This is a genomic window from Bacillus sp. FSL K6-0972 (genome assembly GCF_037976035.1).
Lineage (GTDB): Bacteria > Bacillota > Bacilli > Bacillales > Bacillaceae > Bacillus > Bacillus haynesii.
The window spans coordinates 4,320,539-4,339,189 of sequence record NZ_CP150260.1 but is presented as its reverse complement, the minus strand read 5'-3'; the positions used below and the strand labels follow the sequence as shown (position 1 = coordinate 4,339,189).

Below are 18,651 nucleotides of genomic sequence, written 5' to 3'. Positions count from 1 at the left end.
TCATTTTCCCCTTTTTAACTCGAGTAGTCTCTTTCTTAATTTAGGGTCTGTCGCATAAATATAGAGGCCGTGAATGCCCCGCTTCATCAGGACATTTATTGAATTTAGGATGATTTGTTCTTTAATTTGTTCATTCTGTTCTGGAGACAAATCTGTACGTGACACGAAAGCCCCTGTATCTTTGTATTTGGAAGTATCAATTACCAGTTCGTCTTTTTCTTCATCATAGCTTACGGAAGGGCCGAGAACGACGCCGACGTAATTTAAATCAAACCCTTGAACGGTATAAATGGAACCGACTTCTTTAATAGAATTCGGGTTTTCGGCCCATGTCACTTTATCCTGGGTGCTGTTCCAGGGCATGTTAATCCCTTCTTCATCAACGATGTACGTCTTTTTATCTTTTTTATGTAAATAATCAAAGGTCGAGACAATCCGGGAGAGACCATCTTCACTGTTTTTGCGTTCAATAGCTGTTTTAAACGCAGCAGCATCTTCGAATATTTTAAGCTCGAAGGAGGAGCCTTCAATCGGTAAGGGAAGAACTTTCTTTTCAACAAAGCTGTCAATCCATTTCATCGTTTCTGGATTGGCGTTCATTCTCATTTGGTCTGTAAGCTTGACAGTTTTCGCATCATACTGATTAATGATTTCTTCGAGCAATCTATCGTTCCAATAACTTTTAATCTTTAAGACTTGTTTTGGATCAAAGATCACAACAGTGATTTTACTGCGCTTAATGATCTCATCCAGTTGGTTTTGGTAGCGGAAATTGTTATAGGAATCTTCTTTTGTCAGAAGCAGATGAGCTTCGTCTACTAATACGATATCCGCTGTTGCTCCCGTTTTGGTTTTCTCATTAATAAATGGCGTTGGCTTCATGAGACTCTTTTTCTTCAAATTCGGTAAGCTGTTGGCAATGCTTTTATAAGTCTTCAGCATTTCGCTGTGATTCACTAGCAAGTAATTATCCGTTTCGTATAAAAAAGAGTTTTCATCTTTAGCCAAATCCTGAATCGTATTAAACAGAGAGCTTAACAGGACACTTTTACCTGTGCCGGCATCTCCTTCAATAACAATGACATGATTTCCTTCTTTTTGTATACGTTCTTTACAGAAATCAAGGATCTTATTTTTAATATCAAGCTGCTGAGGCGAGAGCTCTTTATAGGGAGATAGTTTATAAATGTCTTTGTTCCTAAGGTTTTCAAGGGAATCGCCTACAATTTTCTCTTCTCTAAGTTTCTCCCAAATGACTTGAAAGATCTCTTCATTATAAAAGGGTTTCTGATAGTAATTGTGCATTTCCCTAGACCGGGTCTGGCTTACGTTTTGCAGCTGGTAGCGGTTATCGGCGATAAAATAGTTAATTAAATTAGACTCGATATTGTAAGTCGCAGACTGATGAAATTTCTCATGGCCGATTAAAATAAAGCGATTCAAACTCTTTCGCTTTTCATTATCTATATGATTTTTTAAACGCCGTGCAGCTTGCACCGTTTGTCCAATGTATACAGTCGGTTTCTTTTTCTCGTTATAAAGGATGTACACAATCGGATAGTTATTTATATGCATTGCTTTTACAACATTCACATGGTCTGGAGTAAATTCTCTCTTTTCAAACACAAGTTCATTCATTGTTTCAGCCTCTGAATCTCTTTTTAAAATAATAGTACCATATTTACGATAAATTAATCTAAATTTTAACAAACAGGAAGTTTTATCGATAGAAAGGCGGGGGACTGAAAGGAAACAGCAATCCTTATATTGACGCAATATTTCTTCAAGGATATAATATGGAAATCATTTAAGGGGGGATGGCAGGGTGTTAAAAAAACCAAAAGTTTTCATAACAGCGGTTATCTTAGCTCTCAGCAGCTTTGCGGGGACGGCTGCATATGCGCAATCAGGCTACTTTAATACGTATACCGATTATGTTTCCATGTCTAAGTCTGGGTATTTCACGGCGATGCAGGGGATGTGCGTTGACCGCAATAACAATGTGATCTACGCTGCAAAATTGAATAATGCGAATCACACGACGCAGTTATTCTCTGTGAAAATGAGCGGTACGGCAAGCAATAGAACCGTTGCACTTCTTAAAAATTCGGATACCAATACCACGAGCTATGATTTAGGGCACGCCAATGACTTGGCTGTCAAAGCTTCTGCGGGTGATAAAAACGTCAGCGTTTATGTGGCACCGATGTCTGACGGTACTAAGTATGCCAATAAAATCGTGAAGCTCAGCGTCGATACAACGAAAAATACTTATAAAGTGGCTAAAACGTATGTACTGAATTATCAAGGTTCGAATTTGTCGATTGGCGGTATCACATACTCGGTTGGGACAGATAAATTTATCGTAAGATCGGGAAAAAGGTTTTTTATTGGGACATTCAATGATACAACCGGAAAATTCGACTATGAAGCAACGTTTAAATTGAACTATTCGAAAGCAGTTGTGAATCATCAGACAATGGATGTTTCTAATTTCATTCAGCAAGGAATCTCCTTTTACCAGGGGACATTATATGTGCCGCTTACAAAACCGGACAGCAATGGCAATGCTTCGAATGTGAGCATTATATTGACATACCCTTTAAATATCAATGAAATGATTAATGAGCAAAAAACAAACCCGGTTCCGGACTTTTCGAAGGAATTGTTTACTCGCAGCGATTTATCTTTCAGGATTACCAGCAGCGCTTACACGCTTTTTGAGATAGAGGCTGTCGATTTTGATGACGGGACGCTTTACTTTAATACGAATCGTGGAAAAAGCGGAACGCAAAACGATATGATCGCAACATTTAATGATTATAATTATTATAAGTAATTGGCGTGTTATTTTTGGTGCAAGGGAGCGTTCTCTTGCACCATTTTTGCGGCGCAAAGGGAGGTCAATATGTATTTTTCGGCAAAGAAAAAAATAAGAGGCTGGAAAAGACTGAAACGAAGAATAGAATGGTGGAAATCAAACAATATTCAATTGAATATGAAATATTTAAGAGATCAACATAGAGATTACGTTAAATTATGGATACCTCCTTTTTACGGGCTTCAAACAATGACTCCTCCATTATGGTATAGACGCTTGCTCTTGAAGGCGATAATCGATGTCTATCATGAGTGGCATAAGCAATTGAAAGCTGAAAATGAAGATTTCTACTTGAAAATTTGGCTGTATGAGCCTGATTTTATCCGTTCACAAATTGTGGCTGCTTATAAAGAAGCGATCGATTTTTACAGTGATTCTTTCGACAAGCAAGAAGAAACGGAAACATCCCCTTTGAAAATATACGAACCTTTAGAACATGAGCTGAATGCATTTGTATGGGAACCTCATATTCATACCGTGTATTACTGGCTATCTGATCTGGAGGAAGACCTCGAACTAGGGTTGAGAAGCAGAGGCGATGTGTTGCGCATAAAAGAAATCTCCTATTCAAAAGATAATGACGGAAAAGATGAGTGGTATAAAGTGAACGCAGGAACTGTATGGATTGGTTCATTAAAAGAGGTGCCGCAGAAATAAGGCCGGTTGTATTGACACCGGCCTTTCACTAAAAAACTGAGACTGTTCACTGTTTATGAGATGCTGGAGAAATCAAACGGCTGATCGTTCGTCAAATGAAAGAATTCTTTCAAGTGTAATGCTTGGGCGATTAAGTCTCCAATCTCAAGTACTTCGCTTCTTCCCTGTTCAACTGCAGGAAGGGCTGCTCCTATTAAATGGGAGATGGCTGATTTAAGTTGATATGAAATCGTGCACTAATGATGCGAACTGGTTCAGTTATGTCACTTTGTTAAAAGAAAAAGTATCCCGCCTAACATACAAATGATGATAAAGAAAGCAGTTGAGTTCATAAAAGATTTTTCATTTCTCATTTTAAGTAACCTCTATTCATGAAGACTAATATTAACACTATTTAAATCTATAGTACCAAATGATTAAAGAAGGATTCTATTGTAAGAGGGTTACTTGCCGAGAGGACGCCTCTGTGCCGAGGCGCACTGCTTGAGGGATGCTTCCATTGGCAAACTCGAATGAGCCGTGAATGCGGGAAACAGATACAGAAAAACGCTATGCTGAAACTTCAGCATAGCGTTTTTTATAGATTAATTCCGGATCAGATAATCAAACGCGCCTAAAGCAGCATTCGCTCCGGATCCCATTGAAATAATGATTTGGTTATACGGGCTGTCTGTGCAGTCGCCGGCAGCGAATAGACCAGGGATAGTTGTTTCGCCGCGTTTATCGACTACGATTTCGCCGATGCGGTTGCGTTCAACGGTATCAGGCAGCCATTCCGTGTTTGGCACAAGACCGATTTGGACGAAGACGCCTTGGAGCTCGATGTGTTTTTCTTCTCCTGTTTCACGGTCTACGTAAGTGATGCCGTTTACGTTTTCATCGCCCGTGATTTCTTTTGTTTGGGCGTTTTTCACGACAGTCACGTTAGGGAGGCTGTAGAGACGTTTTTGCAGAACTTCGTCAGCTTTCAGCTCCGGTGCGAACTCAAGAACAGTCACGTGGTTGACGATGCCTGCAAGGTCAATCGCTGCTTCGATACCGGAGTTTCCGCCGCCGATGACGGCTACGTCTTTGCCTTCAAACAATGGTCCGTCACAGTGCGGACAATATGCGACACCTTTGTTTTTGAACTCTTGTTCACCAGGTACGCCGACATTGCGCCAGCGCGCCCCTGTTGAAAGAATGACGGTTTTGCTTTTCAGAACAGCGCCGTTTTCGAGTTCTAGATGGAAAAGATCTTTTTTCTCGAGACCTTTTGCGCGTTGCAGGTTCATGACGTCGATCTCGTAATCCTTCACGTGTTCTTCAAGGCTTGCCGCAAGCTTAGGCCCTTCGGTGCGCTTCACGCTGATGAAGTTCTCGATGCTCATCGTGTCAAGGACTTGGCCGCCGAAGCGTTCGGCAACGATTCCCGTGCGGATGCCTTTGCGCGCCGCATAGATTGCTGCGCTTGCGCCGGCAGGTCCGCCTCCGACAACGAGTACATCGAACGGATCTTTATCGGAAAGCTCAGACGCATCTGTACCGCTGCCCATCTTCGCAAGAATTTCTTCAAGCGTCATTCGGCCGCTTCCAAAGGATTCGCCGTTCAAGTATACGGTCGGCACAGCCATAATGTTTTTGCTTTCGACTTCTGACTTGTATGCCGCACCGTCGATCATCGTGTGCGTGATGTTCGGGTTGAGCACGCTCATCATGTTCAATGCCTGCACAACGTCCGGGCAGTTGTGGCATGTGAGGCTGATATAAGATTCGAAGCGGTATTCGCCGCTGATGTTTTTGATTTGATCGATGATTTTTTGATCGACTTTCGGCGGTCTGCCGCTTACTTGCAAGAGTGCCAGCACCAAAGATGTGAATTCGTGACCGAGCGGAACCCCGGCGAATGTGACGCCTGTATCTTCTCCGGTACGATTGACGCTAAAGCTTGGCGTTCTGTCGAGCTGCGCCTTTTCAACAGTGATTTTTGATGACATGGAAGCCAGCTCTTCTACAAGAGCCAGCATATCCTTAGAGACACTGTCATCGCCTGTACTGACTTTAAGGACGATGTCATTTTCAATCATCTGCATGTATTGGTTTAATTGTGCTTTGATATTTGCTTCAAGTACCAATTGAATGCACTCCTTAGATTTTGCCTACTAGGTCAAGGCTTGGTGTCAGTGTTTCAGAACCTTCTTCCCATTTAGCCGGGCAAACCTCACCTGGGTTTTGGCGGACGTATTGAGCCGCTTTTACTTTGTTGATCAGGGTGCTTGCATCACGGCCGATACCGCCTGCGTTGATTTCAACAGCTTGGATCACGCCGTCCGGATCGATGATGAATGTTCCGCGGTCAGCAAGACCTTCTTCTTCGTTCAGCACTTCAAAGTTGCGGGAGATCGTTTGAGACGGGTCGCCGATCATCGCGTAAGTGATTTTGCCGATTTTCTCAGAGCTGTCATGCCATCCTTTATGTACGAAGTGAGTGTCTGTAGAAACAGAGTATACTTCGACACCAAGTTCTTTTAAAGCAGCATATTCGTTTTGAAGATCTTCAAGCTCAGTCGGGCAAACAAATGAGAAATCCGCTGGATAGAAGCAGAAAATGCTCCATTGGCCTTTCAGATCTTCGTGTGTAACATCGATAAACTCACCGTTTTTGTAAGCTTTCGCTGCGAATGGTTGTACTTCTTTTCCGATTAGAGACATAATATCGTCCTCCTGAATGTAGTTTAAGAGAAATAAAAATTGTAAACTTTATTTCTCTGTAATTATTATAATTATATACAAATTATCAAATAATAAATATTTTTTGTCAAGGGGAAAGACCTTTAATTTTTTGTTAAGTATTTCAGCTAAAGAAAAGAGTTGGAGTTTCATAACTTTGAAATAGTATGATTGGCACAAAAGATAGAGTGGTGAGAATGAAGAGGCCTAATTGAAAACGAAAAGCCGTCGGAATGACGGCTTCAGCGTGTCGACAAACCCTCGCATTCGTTGTCAGGCCTGTGCGTCGGTGCTCACGAATAGAGGAAGGATCGGCGGCTAAACGCCCAGGCGTCCTGCCTGAACGCCGCCGTCATCACCTCCTGTGAAAGTCCGCTCCGATGCTTGGCCTTCCTAGACTGCAAGGGTTTTCAATCACGCTGAAGGGATGACAAAATCCCAAAACAAAAAGCCGTTTTGAGATTTTGTCAACAATCTAATGCCGTCGGAATGACGGCTTCTTTGGCTAAACACCTTTATACGCGGAACGGTAAATCTCAGCAAGCTCCGAAACGAGCGGCAGTTTCGGATTGGCTGTCGTACACTGATCTTCAAAGGCGCGTTCGGCCATGAGATCCACTTTGCTTTCAAATGCGGCGGCATCCACGCCGTTTTGTTTAATGCTCATCGGAATTTTAAGCTCTTTGGCGAGCGAGATGATCTCCTGGATCAGGCTTTCAACGCCTTCTGAAGTTGTTTTTGCAGGCAGGCCGAGCGTTCTTGCAATCTCCGCGTAGCGCTGGTCGGCAACGAAGTGGCTGTATTTAGGAAATGCTGTGAACTTTTTCGGCTTCGCTGCATTATAGCGGATCACGTGCGGCAGAAGGATGGCGTTTGCCCGTCCATGAGCGATGTGAAACTCGGCGCCAAGCTTATGGGCTAAGCTGTGGTTGATGCCGAGGAAGGCATTGGAAAATGCCATTCCGGCAATCGTTGATGCATTATGCACTTTTTCGCGGGCCAGCTCGTCGCTGCCGTTTTTGTATGCTCTAGGCAGGTATTCGAAGATCAGCTGGATGGCCTTCATGGCCAAGCCGTCTGTATAGTCGTTAGCCATGCACGATACGTATGATTCAATTGCGTGTGTTAATACGTCCATTCCTGTGTCAGCCGTAATATGTTTCGGCACGGTCATGACAAATTGCGGGTCAATGATCGCGACGTCCGGCGTTAATTCATAATCGGCCAGCGGATACTTCGTATTCGTTTCTTTGTCTGTAATGACAGAGAATGAAGTGACTTCAGATCCTGTGCCTGATGTCGTCGGGATTGCGACGAATTTTGCTTTTTCGCCCAGTTTCGGGTATTTGACAATGCGCTTGCGGATGTCCAGGAATTTTTGCTTTAAGCCAAAGAATTCAGCATCCGGGTGTTCATAGAACAACCACATTCCTTTTGCGGCATCCATTGCAGAACCTCCGCCGAGGGCGATGATGACATCCGGCTGGAATTTGGCCATCATGTCGACGCCGTTCATCACTGTTTCGATTGAAGGATCAGGCTCGACATCAGAAAAAATTTCACAATGAACGTAATCCGGACGCCTTCTTAAGTAGTGAAGGACGCGGTCTACATATCCGAGTTTCACCATTCCCGGATCGGTGACAATCAACGCTTTTGAGATGTCAGGCATTTTCGCTAAATATTGGGTTGCGTGTTTTTCAAAATAGATTTTTGGAGGCACTTTAAACCACTGCATATTGACATTCCTTTTCGCCACTTTTTTCGTGTTGATTAAATGAACAGCTCCTACGTTTGACGAGACGGAGTTCCCGCCATATGTGCCGCAGCCGAGCGTTAAGGAAGGCATATAGGCGTTGTAAATATCGCCGATCGCCCCTTGTGACGACGGTGCATTGACGATGATCCGCCCGGCTTTCATCCTTAATCCGAATTCTTTAACGGCTTCTTGATCGTTCGTATGAATCACCGCCGAGTGGCCGGTTCCGCCGAACGCCAGCATGTCCTCGGCACGTTTTAATCCCTCTTGAAGCCCGCTGACTTTGTAGCATGCTAAAACAGGGCTCAGTTTTTCTCTGGACAGTGGGTCATCCGGACCTACGCCTTCTAATTCGGCGATGAGGATCTTTGTATCTTGAGGCACTTTTATACCGGCCATTTCAGCGATTTTGAATGCCGGCATGCCGACGATATCAGCGTTTACCGCGCAAGTATTTTCATTGATGACCAATTTCTCGACCTTTGATTTTTCGGTTTCATTTAAGAAATAGCAGTTGTTTCTTGTCAGTTCGGCTTTTACGTCTGAGTAGATGTCTTTGTCAATGATGACGGCCTGCTCTGATGCGCAAATCATGCCGTTGTCAAATGTTTTGGATAAGATCAGATCATTGACGGCTTGCTTCAGGTTGGCAGATTTCTCGATGTAGCATGGAACGTTTCCAGGTCCGACGCCAAGGGCCGGTTTTCCGGAGCTGTAAGCGGATTTCACCATGCCTGCGCCTCCTGTTGCGAGGATCAGGGAAACGTTCGGGTGGGTCATTAAGGCTTGAGTTGCATCCAGAGAAGGCGTTTCGATCCATTGGATGCAATTGTCGGGTGCTCCTGCCCTGATGGCTGCATCCCGAAGGATTCTCGCAGCTTCACGGCTGCATTTTTGGGCGGATGGATGGAAAGCAAACACGATTGGATTTCTTGTTTTGATCGCTATCAGGGACTTGAACATGGTGGTGGAAGTAGGGTTGGTCACCGGCGTCACGCCGGCGATGACACCGACAGGCTCCGCGATTTCAATGACTCCGTCGTGTTCGTTTTCATTGATGATGCCCACTGTTTTATCGTATTTGATATGATGGTAGACATACTCTGTGGCAAACATGTTTTTAATGATTTTATCTTCATAAACGCCGCGCTTCGTTTCTTCGACGGCAAGTTTGGCGAGAGGCATGTGCTGATCAAGGCCGGCAAGCGCCATCTGTTTGACGATCTCATCAATCTGCTCCTGATCAAAGCTGCGGAATTCTTCCAATGCCTTTAGGCCTTTTTCGACTAGCTGATCAATCATGTTTGAGGCATTTTGCTTTTGTTTCATGTCCTTTTCTTCGATTGCCATTGTAAACCCTCCAGTGAATGAATAGGAATTTGAATACAACAGGATGTCCAGGGATGAATGATGCCGGTATAGTTTGTGAAACATTTCACAAGTAAGGTTAAAAATTTTTATCCCTGAAGTGAATCTTATGCGGATTGTCTGGTTTATTTTGGCATCAGTCCTCCTTTTCTGTGGCTGAATTTATCATATCACGAATTTTAAATATAAGTTTGTGAAATGTTGAACAAAGTATGAAATTCATTCTTGAGTAAAATAAGAATGCACCCCGAGATCCGGGGTGCAGCTTTTAATGCCAGTCCGTATGAAACACGCCTTCCATATCCGTCCGCTCATACGTGTGAGCGCCAAAATAATCGCGTTGCGCTTGCAGCAGGTTTGCGTTTGAGCGGCCCGTCCGGTAGCCGTCGTAATAGGAAAGGGCTGTGCTTAAGCACGGGAATGAGATGCCTGAGCTGATGCCTTCGCAGACGACCTTTCGCAAGCCGGACTGGTATTCTTTTAGTTTTTCAGCGAAGTCAGGTGCGACCAGCAGGTTGGACAGGTCCGGCTGTTTGTCGAACGCTTCGCTGATGAGATTTAAAAATTGTGCGCGGATGATGCAGCCGCCGCGGAAGATGAGGGCGATGTCCTTTAACGGCAGGTTCCATCCATTCAGGTCAGACGTCATTTTATATTGAGCGAAGCCTTGTGCATAGGCGCAGACTTTTCCCATGTATAATGCCTGTCTGACGTGGTCGATCCACACCTTCTTATCCAGGTGCTGTTCTTCTGTTTCAGGTCCGGCCAATACTTTTTCCGCAGCTGTCCGTTCGTCTTTTAATGATGACAGGTAACGGGCAAACAGGGATTCCGTGATAATCGATGATGGAATGCCGTTGTCGACGGCCTGCAGGCTCGTCCATTTGCCCGTGCCTTTTTGGCCGGTTTTGTCGAGGATGACGTCGATGAGCGGAGCGCCCGTTCGCTCATCCTTTTTCCGCAGGATCTCCGCTGTGATTTCGATTAAATAGCTTTTCAGCTCTCCTTGATTCCATGTGTCGAAAATGTCAGCGATTTCATCTATCGGCAAAAGAAGCTTTTCTCTTAAAAATGTATACGCTTCGGCGATGAGCTGCATGTCTGCGTATTCGATGCCGTTGTGCACCATTTTGACAAAATGACCCGCGCCTTTCGGACCGATGTAGACACAGCATGGATCTTCTCCCACTTGGGCAGCGATTTTTGTAAGAATCGGAGCTGCTTTTTCGTAGACGTCCCGATCTCCGCCGGGCATAATGGATGGGCCTTTTAAAGCGCCGACTTCGCCGCCGGAAATGCCGATTCCCAAGTAGCCGATTCCTTTTGCTTTCAAACTGTCATATCTTCGTTCTGTATCTTCGTAGTGGGAGTTGCCGCCGTCCATGATGACGTCCCCTTCTTCAAGCAGAGGAACGAGCGAGTCAATGACAGAATCGACCGGTTTACCTGCTGTGACCATAAGAAAGATTTTTCTCGGTTTTTCTAAAGACTTTACGAAATCTTCAAGCTCATAGTACGGATTGACTGTTTGGCCTCCCGTTTTTTGGACGAGTTGATCGGTTAAATCCCTTGTGTAGTTATAGACGGCGACTTGTTCGCCTTTGCTTGCCATGTTCAGGGCGATATTGCTCCCCATGACCCCCAAACCTATGACACCGATTGTATTCCGCATGTAATACCTGCTCCTTCATTAAAACTTTTTTATACAAATAGACTTAACAATAAAGTAAATCCTAATCCGGCCACCGCAATAATTGTTTCAAGCAGTGTCCAGGTGGCAAATGTTTCTTTCATGCTTAGGCCGAAGTACTCTTTGAACATCCAGAAGCCCGCGTCATTGACATGGGAAGCGATTACACTTCCGGCCCCTGTTGCAAGCACAACCAGCGCAAGATTGACATCGCTTTGTCCGAGCATCGGAAGAACGAGTCCGGTCGTGCTTAATGCAGCAACTGTCGCGGAACCTAAAGAGATGCGCAGAATCGCGGCGATGATCCAGGCGAGCAAGATCGGTGACATGGCTGTTCCTTTGAATAATTCAGCTACATAGTCGCCTACTCCGCCGTTGATCAAGACTTGTTTGAAGGCTCCGCCGCCCCCGATGATCAAGAGCATCATTCCGATTTGTGTAATGGCAGTTGAACAGGAATCCATCACTTGTTTGATCGGGATCTTTCTGGCGATACCCATTGTATAGATCGCGACCAACAGGGAGATGACCATCGAAGTCGAGGCATTCCCGATTAAACGAACCGCTGCCAGCAGGCTGTTGTCTGCAAGTCCCATCGTTTCTTGAATGAGCGTAATAACAGTCGAAATAGACATGATAATGACCGGAAGCATAGCTGTGAAGACGCTGATGCCAAAGGCTGGCGTCTCTTCAAGCTTGAACGTTTTCTGCTCACCGAGTGAAGCGATGCTGCCCATTTTTTCAAATGATTGCGGGACGATTTTTTTCGCCAGTTTCGTAAATAAAGGTCCGGCCAAAAGAACGGTTGGAATTGCAACAATGATACCGTAGAGCAGCACTTCCCCGATATTGGCGCCGAGTTCTCCCGCGATAGCCGTCGGTCCCGGATGCGGAGGCAGGAAGCCGTGTGTGACGGATAAGGCCGCCGTCATCGGAATTCCAAGGTATAAAATAGAAATCTTCAATTCTCTTGAAATGGCGAATACAATTGGAATCAATAAAACCAATCCGACTTCGAAGAATAATGCAACCCCGATGATAAAGGAGGCGATGACGACCGCCCATTGGATGTTTTTCTCCCCGAATTTGTTGACGAGGGTCATCGCAATGCGCTGAGCGCCCCCTGAATCCGCGATCAGCTTGCCCAGCATGGCGCCGAGCCCGAAGATTAATGCGATATGGCCAAGCGTTCCGCCGAGCCCTTCTTCAATCGTTTTGACGATGTCGTCAAGCGGCATTCCGAGTGCCAAAGCAACACCGAACGATACGATAATTAATGAAACAAACGTATTCAGTTTTAACCCCATAATCAAAAGCAATAGTGCGACAATCCCGATTGCTACGATCACTAATGGCATGATAACGCCTCCAATTCTCCCCTATTTTTTGCTGGATAAGCTTCTTTGATAATTTGCAATTTGTGTATACTCGTTTTCCAGTGCTCGAGATAAGTTGATAAAGATCGGCATTAATTTTCTGTATTCATTGGCCGATTCTTCTTTCGGCGCGTGTCTGTGCGTGCTTCCGATCATGTCGGAGACGACATCGAACGAATCGATTTTTCCCGTCGCGTACAGCCCCAAAATGCAGGCTCCGAGACAAGAGCTTTCATAGCTTTCCGGCACGACGACTTCCGATTCGAAAATATCGGCCATCATTTGCCTCCATACATCAGACCTTGCGAAACCTCCGGTCGCCTGAATTCGGGCAACTGGACCGTCCATGCATTCTGTCAACGCCAGGAAGACGGTGTACAGATTGTAAATAACCCCTTCCAATGCCGCGCGAATCATGTGTTCTTTTTTGTGCGACATGGTGAGGCCGAAGAATGAACCGCGCACATCCGGATTCCAGAGCGGCGCCCGTTCGCCTGCGAGGTATGGGTGGAACAGCAGTCCGTCGGCACCCGGTCTGACGCGTTCGGCAATTTTGGTCAAGACATCGTATGGATCAATGCCGAGACGTTTTGCCGTTTCGATTTCTGATGAAGCAAATTCATCTCTGATCCAGCGAAGGACGATCCCGCCGTTGTTGACTGGCCCGCCGATTACCCAATGGTTCTCAGTTAAGGCATAGCAAAAGATTCTGCCTTTTTCATCGGTCTGCGGCTTATCGATAATCGTGCGAATCGCACCGCTTGTCCCGATGGTGACGGCGATTTCGCCTTTTTTAATCGCGTTGACGCCGAGGTTGGACAGCACGCCGTCGCTGGCACCGATGACAAACGGCGTTTGCGGATCGATTCCCATCATCGCCGCCAGTTCCGGATTGCAATTATTGAAAATGGCTGTTGTCGGAACGAGCTTTGATAAGTGGTCGGGCGTGATGCCGGCAACGGTCAGCGCTTCTTCGTCCCAGTTCAATGTTTTGAGATTCATCATTCCCATCGCCGAAGCTAAGGAGTGATCAACGACATATTGATCAAATAGTTTTTTGAAAATATATTCTTTGATTCCGATATATTTTTTCGCTTTGGCAGCGGTTTCAGGATGTTCGTTTACAATCCACGTGATTTTGCTTAGCGGCGTCATTGGATGAATCGGCGTTCCCGTCCGTTTGTAGATATTGTGCCCGTTCATTTCTTCTTTGATTTTATGAGCCCAGCCTTCGCTTCTGTTATCTGCCCAAGTGATGCAGGAGGTGAGCGGCTTGTCGTTTTCGTCCATCGCAATCACGCTGTGCATCGCGCTGCTGAATGAAATGAATGACGGCTGTTTGTCAGGATGCTGCTGCATGATTTTCGCCGTTGACTGGATGACGGCCTGAAAGATCTCATCCGGGTTTTGTTCAGCGGTCGAGATGTCCGGTGTGTGAAGCGGGTAGCCTATGCTTTCCTTTTGGATCACGTCCCCTTTTTCACTGAATAAAACCGCTTTCGTGCTTGTCGTACCGATATCTATGCCTAACATATAACTAGTCATTTTCTTGTTCGGCCCCTTTCGTCAGCATTTGTTGCGACAGCCACAGATCTTCAACTTTACCTTGCACGTCATCGAAATTTTGATGTAGGGATTTAAGCATCAGATCCCTGTCTTTCGTTTTGATCGCTTGGATATAAAGTTCATGGTTATCGAGAATTCGTTCAAAGTCTTCGTATTTTTCTTTTAAGCGGGCCCGCATGGATAAAAGAATAAAGCTTTCCATCACAGGTTTGAGATTGTTCCATATCATCAAAATGTAAGAATGATTGATGGAGCGGACAATCGTTTCGTGAAATAAGACGTCTTGAAATGAGAACTCGTCGGCATCTTTGTATTTGATGGAGACTTTCATCATCTCCAATATTTTGCTGAGGTCTGTTACCAGTTCGTCGACATTGGCCCGTCCAAGCCGTTCGAATACGAATGTTTCCATCACCAGGCGCACATCATAAATTTCTCCAATTTCTTTTTCGGTTAAACCGATGACAACGGCGCCCATCCGTTCCAAACGGATGATTTTTTCCGATGCCAGTATTTTTAAAGCCTCGCGGATGGGAGACCGGCTCACCGAGAATTCCGCAGCCAATTTATTTTCAGATAAAATGGTACCGCTTTCAATCAAGCCGGAAATAATGCGCATTCTCAGCTCGCATGCGACGCGAACACCTGTTGAAGCTCTTGAAAGCCACTTTTCCGGATATAAAAGGCCTTTAGATTCGCTCATACACTCACCTTCCTGTTATACGAGTATACTTGTATACAAGTATGATAACGCGATTTTTTTGATTATGCAAACACTTTCATTTCAAATTTTCCGAAAAATTTTTTCCATTTAAAAAACATTTTTGTTGGTGAGGTTCACCGAACGCCTTGAAAGCTGATAACAAGCTTTCTTATTTTCGTTTGTTAATTTAATTAATTAACCGTGGTACAATAAAACCTACGATAGGTGTAAATGGAGGATTTCACATGCAGCGCGGTACATTTCAATTAATGAAATCGGTGAACAAATCGATCATTCTTAATAAAATCAGAACTTCAGAGCCGATTTCGAGAGCCGAGATCGCCAAGGAAACAAAGATTACCCCTCCCACGGTCTCAAGCATCGTCAAAGAGCTGATCGGACAAGGCCTTGTGAAAGAAAGCACGCTCGGTCATTCGAGCGGCGGAAGGAAGCCGACAATGCTGCACATCAACACAGGTGCCTTTTATGTCATTGGCATTGATGCAGGGCCTGAGACGGTGGAGTGCGTCTTAACCGATTTAGCCGGAGCGATTCTGCAGCGGACATCGAGCCTGCTGAAAAAGCCGCTGACAAACGAGAGATTCATGGATGTTTTAAAAGAAAGTATCTATGCCATTTTGGGACGAGCCGATGTCGATCAAGAAAAGATCATCGGGATCGGCATCGCAATGCACGGGGTCGTCGATGCTGAAACGGGAATGTCGCGCATCGCGCCGATTTTAAACTTAACCAATATTCCCATTAAAGATGTGCTGGAACAAGAATTCAACTTAACCGTAAGAGTTGAAAACGATGCCAGGGCGATGGCGCTTGGCGAATCGTGGTTCGGCGGCTGTGATGATGCAGGCAGCATGGCTGCCGTGAACATTGGCCGCGGCGTCGGTGCGGGGATTGTCATCAACGGAAAACTGTACCATGGAGCTGAAGGAATTGCAGGGGAACTGGGCCATATGATCATTGATATCAATGGAGAAAAGTGCGAGTGCGGCAACCGCGGCTGCCTGCAGACAATTGTAAGCGGAAAAGCGATTGCCGAACGGGGGAAAAAGCGGTTGAAAGAAAGTTCGGACAGCCTGACAGCCAAAGATTTGTTTGAAATGGCCGAGAACGGCTGCCAAACGTGTATCGAACTCTTTCGGGAAACCGGTGTGATTATCGGAATCGGGCTGACCAACTTCATTCATCTTGTCAATCCGGGCAAAATCGTGCTGGGCGGCGGAGTGATGAAGGGCGGGAAGTTCATATTGCCGGCGATACGAGAAACGATACAGCAGAAGGCCTTAACAGCAGAAGCGAGGCAGACAGAGGTGACGATAACGAAGCTCGGTGATGAAGCGACGCTTTACGGAGCCGTTTCATTGCTGCTGGCGGAGCTGTTTGATCCGGTGTTAAAATAAGCTTATTTTTTCGCCTATTTTAACACCGGTGAAGCCTTACTCCTGATGATTGACCGTGCGGATAAAGCGCATGAAAGCTTCGCGGTCTTTGAATACCCCGGCATCCTCAAGGGCTTTAACAAATTTCTGGCCAAGTTCTTTTCGTACAATGGATTCAGCCTGCTCCGGCTCGGACAGCTCTCCGTATTCGGTTTTGAGCTGTTCGGCCCATTCCCGGTGATGAGCTTCAACGGCATCTGACTGTCCGAGCAGGAATTCTTTCACTCCCGCCAATTCGGTCTTTAAGCGGGGAGGAAGGACGGCCAGGCCCATCACTTCGATTAAGCCGATATTCTCTTTCTTAATATGGTGGACGTCAGCATGCGGATGGAATATGCCGTATGGGTGCTCGGCAGATGTCCGGTTGTTTCTGAGCACAAGGTCGATTTCAAAAACGCCGCTGACGTTTCTTGCGATAGGCGTAATCGTGTTATGAGGCGTGCCATCTATAAAAGCCGCGATATCCGCTTGTCGATCCGAGTAGTTTTTCCAAGTCTGAAAAATATCGTCCGCCGCATCAACAAGGCTGTTGATCGCAGTTCCTTTCAGGCGGATGACGGACATTGGCCATTTTAAAACGGAAGCTTCGATGTCAGGATGCCGTTTGATTTGAAAAGAGAACGCGTCTTCTGCGCGCGTCATCGCAAACTCATATCGTCCGGCCTGATAATGATCATGGCTTAAAATAGACCCGCCGACGATCGGCAAATCGGCATTTGATCCGATAAAATAATGCGGAAACAGCTCTGTAAAAGCAAGCAGTCTGTGAAAGGCAAGCTTATCAATTTTCATCGGCCGATGCTGCTCAGAAAATAAAATGCTGTGTTCGTTATAGTAAGCATATGGAGAATATTGAAAATACCAGTTTTCTCCGGCGAGCCGGACTTTAATAATCCTGTGGTTCGCCCGGGCAGGATATCCGATTCGTCCTGCATATCCTTCGTTTTCTTTGCACAGCAGGCACGTCGGATAGCTGCGTGATCGTTTTGCAGCGGCGCGCTCCCGCTTGATTTGCTCAGGGTCTTTTTCCGGTTTTGACAAATTGATCGTAATATCCATTGTGCCGTAAGGGGTATCCATCTGATACGAAACATTTCTTTCAATTCGTTTTGTCTGGATGTAGTTGCTGTTTTTGTTGAGTTGATAAAAATATTCGGTGGCCTCCAGCGGCGATTGAGCGTATTTTTGCTGAAACACGGCATTGATGACAGAAGGTCTTGCAACAAAGCAGTTCATTACGTTTGCAGCCAGCATGTCTTTCACGTCTATGTCGTCAGTTATCACGCCGTGTTCGACTGCATAGTCGACGAGTTTTTCCAAAAGGTCGGGGATGGAGTCTATGGAAGCCGCAGGGGCTTCTTCAGGAAACGATTCCAAGCCCAGCAGATTCATCACTTGGTTGCGTGCGTAGTTCACGTCAGCCGGTTCAATTAACCCTGCTTCAAGCGCTTTTTGAATAAGTCCGGCTATGTCTTGTTCAATCATGTTGACACTTCCTTCCTGTACCCGTTTGGATGTGAGGAATGCCACTTCCAGGCGTCTTCAATGATCTTTGCTACAGAAGTGCGCGAAGGCCTCCAGCCCAGAACTTGCTTTGCCTTGTCAGATCCGGCAATCAGGATGCTCGGATCGCCGGATCTGCGCTTGCCGATCTCGGCGGGAATGTCTTTCCCGGTTACCTTTCTGGCCGCATCAATCATTTCTTTCACCGAGAATCCTTCGCTGCTGCCGAGGTTGAATATATCGCTTTTGCCGCCTTTTCTTAAATAGTTTAATGCCGACAGGTGGGCGTCAATCAGGTCTTCAACATGAACATAGTCACGAATGCACGTGCCGTCGGGTGTATCATAGTCATCACCGAAAATCGTAACATGCGGTCTTTGTCCGAGAGCTGCTTGCAGGATGATGGGGACAAGGTGTGTTTCCGGACGGTGGTCTTCTCCGATCTCTCCGGTTTCCCTTGCTCCTGCAACATTGAAGTACCTGAGAGACACAAAGCTGATCCCATGGGCTTCTTCAGTCCGCTTCATGAGCTTCTCCATGATCAGTTTCGTTTCCCCGTAGGTGCTTGTCGGCTGTGTCGGCATGTCTTCTGTGATGGGCACCGATTCAGGCTCTCCGTAGACGGCCGCGGTCGAGGAGAATACGATTTTTTTCACATCCTGCTCGAGCATCGTCTGAAGCAAAACCTGTGTTCCCGATACATTGTTATCGTAATATTTGAGCGGATCTTTCATCGATTCGCCGACAAGTGAACTGGCGGCGAAGTGGATCACTTCTTCAATACGTTCCTTTTCAAAAACAGAGCGAAGGAAGTCGAGATCGCGCACATCCCCTTCATAAAAGGCTGCATCAGGATGTACCGCCTGCCTTTGGCCGGTCTCGAGGTTGTCAACGACAACGACGTTTTCGCCTCTGTCTATTAATTGGTACACGGCGTGAGAACCGATATAGCCGGCACCGCCCAAAACCAACACACTCATAT

The 18,651-nt window shown here is 45.9% G+C and carries 13 protein-coding genes; 3 read left to right on the top strand and 10 right to left on the bottom strand.

Annotation, left to right across the window (positions count from 1 at the left end; all coding sequences use genetic code 11):
• Entirely contained in the window at positions 1–1,638 is a 1,638-nt protein-coding gene (locus MKX80_RS21935) for a DUF2075 domain-containing protein (protein WP_216930137.1), read from the bottom strand.
• 187 nt (positions 1,639–1,825) lie between these two features.
• Here MKX80_RS21935 and MKX80_RS21930 point away from each other — a divergent pair, with 187 nt between their 5' ends.
• A complete protein-coding gene (locus MKX80_RS21930; protein ID WP_268342619.1) occupies positions 1,826–2,839 on the top strand; it encodes a hypothetical protein in 1,014 nt (337 codons plus the stop codon).
• A 69-nt stretch (positions 2,840–2,908) separates the two neighbouring features.
• On the top strand, positions 2,909–3,538 hold the full coding sequence (locus tag MKX80_RS21925; protein ID WP_326168723.1) for a hypothetical protein: 630 nt from the start codon (positions 2,909–2,911) through the stop codon (positions 3,536–3,538).
• Positions 3,539–4,122: 584 nt separating this feature from the next.
• On the opposite strand, the gene ahpF is transcribed toward MKX80_RS21925, so the two are convergent.
• The 7 genes from ahpF to MKX80_RS21890 form a co-directional block, all read right to left on the bottom strand.
• Positions 4,123–5,652 carry an alkyl hydroperoxide reductase subunit F gene (gene ahpF, locus MKX80_RS21920; RefSeq protein WP_268342621.1) on the bottom strand — a complete coding sequence of 510 codons (1,530 nt, stop codon included), beginning with the start codon at positions 5,650–5,652 and terminating at the stop codon, positions 4,123–4,125.
• Between the two features lie 13 nt (positions 5,653–5,665).
• Entirely contained in the window at positions 5,666–6,229 is a 564-nt protein-coding gene (gene ahpC / locus MKX80_RS21915; protein ID WP_020453590.1) for an alkyl hydroperoxide reductase subunit C, read from the bottom strand.
• A 523-nt stretch (positions 6,230–6,752) separates the two neighbouring features.
• Positions 6,753–9,356: a bifunctional acetaldehyde-CoA/alcohol dehydrogenase gene (gene adhE / locus MKX80_RS21910; RefSeq protein WP_268293838.1), complete on the bottom strand. Its 2,604-nt coding sequence runs from the start codon at positions 9,354–9,356 to the stop codon at positions 6,753–6,755.
• Positions 9,357–9,642: 286 nt separating this feature from the next.
• Positions 9,643–11,046 carry a decarboxylating NADP(+)-dependent phosphogluconate dehydrogenase gene (gnd, locus tag MKX80_RS21905; protein ID WP_154999252.1) on the bottom strand — a complete coding sequence of 468 codons (1,404 nt, stop codon included), beginning with the start codon at positions 11,044–11,046 and terminating at the stop codon, positions 9,643–9,645.
• 29 nt (positions 11,047–11,075) lie between these two features.
• Positions 11,076–12,422 carry a GntP family permease gene (locus MKX80_RS21900; protein ID WP_268314617.1) on the bottom strand — a complete coding sequence of 449 codons (1,347 nt, stop codon included), beginning with the start codon at positions 12,420–12,422 and terminating at the stop codon, positions 11,076–11,078.
• A 21-nt stretch (positions 12,423–12,443) separates the two neighbouring features.
• A complete protein-coding gene (gene gntK / locus MKX80_RS21895; protein WP_268293836.1) occupies positions 12,444–13,985 on the bottom strand; it encodes a gluconokinase in 1,542 nt (513 codons plus the stop codon).
• A complete protein-coding gene (locus MKX80_RS21890) occupies positions 13,978–14,709 on the bottom strand; it encodes a GntR family transcriptional regulator (RefSeq protein ID WP_154999255.1) in 732 nt (243 codons plus the stop codon). The genes gntK and MKX80_RS21890 overlap by 8 nt, the downstream gene beginning before the upstream one ends.
• A 245-nt stretch (positions 14,710–14,954) precedes the next feature.
• Between MKX80_RS21890 and MKX80_RS21885 the strand changes: the two genes are divergently transcribed.
• Positions 14,955–16,127 carry an ROK family transcriptional regulator gene (locus MKX80_RS21885; RefSeq protein ID WP_154999256.1) on the top strand — a complete coding sequence of 391 codons (1,173 nt, stop codon included), beginning with the start codon at positions 14,955–14,957 and terminating at the stop codon, positions 16,125–16,127.
• 36 nt (positions 16,128–16,163) lie between these two features.
• On the opposite strand, the gene galT is transcribed toward MKX80_RS21885, so the two are convergent.
• Together galT and galE are read right to left on the bottom strand one after the other, a co-directional pair.
• Positions 16,164–17,651 carry a UDP-glucose--hexose-1-phosphate uridylyltransferase gene (gene galT, locus MKX80_RS21880; protein ID WP_339227663.1) on the bottom strand — a complete coding sequence of 496 codons (1,488 nt, stop codon included), beginning with the start codon at positions 17,649–17,651 and terminating at the stop codon, positions 16,164–16,166.
• Positions 17,648–18,649 (bottom strand): UDP-glucose 4-epimerase GalE, encoded by a 1,002-nt coding sequence (gene galE, locus MKX80_RS21875; protein ID WP_154999258.1) that lies wholly within the window; start codon positions 18,647–18,649, stop codon positions 17,648–17,650. The genes galT and galE overlap by 4 nt, the downstream gene beginning before the upstream one ends.
• Positions 18,650–18,651 lie beyond the last annotated feature (2 nt).

Bases quoted from the DNA above. Each gene is read 5' to 3' on its own strand.
- MKX80_RS21935 (WP_216930137.1), bottom strand. From the start codon at position 1,638: ATGAATGAACTTGTGTTTGAAAAGAGAGAATTTACTCCAGACCATGTG.
- MKX80_RS21925 (WP_326168723.1), top strand. From the start codon at position 2,909: ATGTATTTTTCGGCAAAGAAAAAAATAAGAGGCTGGAAAAGACTGAAA.
- ahpC (WP_020453590.1), bottom strand. From the start codon at position 6,229: ATGTCTCTAATCGGAAAAGAAGTACAACCATTCGCAGCGAAAGCTTAC.
- adhE (WP_268293838.1), bottom strand. From the start codon at position 9,356: ATGGCAATCGAAGAAAAGGACATGAAACAAAAGCAAAATGCCTCAAAC.
- gnd (WP_154999252.1), bottom strand. From the start codon at position 11,046: ATGCGGAATACAATCGGTGTCATAGGTTTGGGGGTCATGGGGAGCAAT.
- MKX80_RS21900 (WP_268314617.1), bottom strand. From the start codon at position 12,422: ATGCCATTAGTGATCGTAGCAATCGGGATTGTCGCACTATTGCTTTTG.
- gntK (WP_268293836.1), bottom strand. From the start codon at position 13,985: ATGACTAGTTATATGTTAGGCATAGATATCGGTACGACAAGCACGAAA.
- MKX80_RS21890 (WP_154999255.1), bottom strand. From the start codon at position 14,709: ATGAGCGAATCTAAAGGCCTTTTATATCCGGAAAAGTGGCTTTCAAGA.
- MKX80_RS21885 (WP_154999256.1), top strand. From the start codon at position 14,955: ATGCAGCGCGGTACATTTCAATTAATGAAATCGGTGAACAAATCGATC.
- galT (WP_339227663.1), bottom strand. From the start codon at position 17,651: ATGATTGAACAAGACATAGCCGGACTTATTCAAAAAGCGCTTGAAGCA.
- galE (WP_154999258.1), bottom strand. From the start codon at position 18,649: ATGAGTGTGTTGGTTTTGGGCGGTGCCGGCTATATCGGTTCTCACGCC.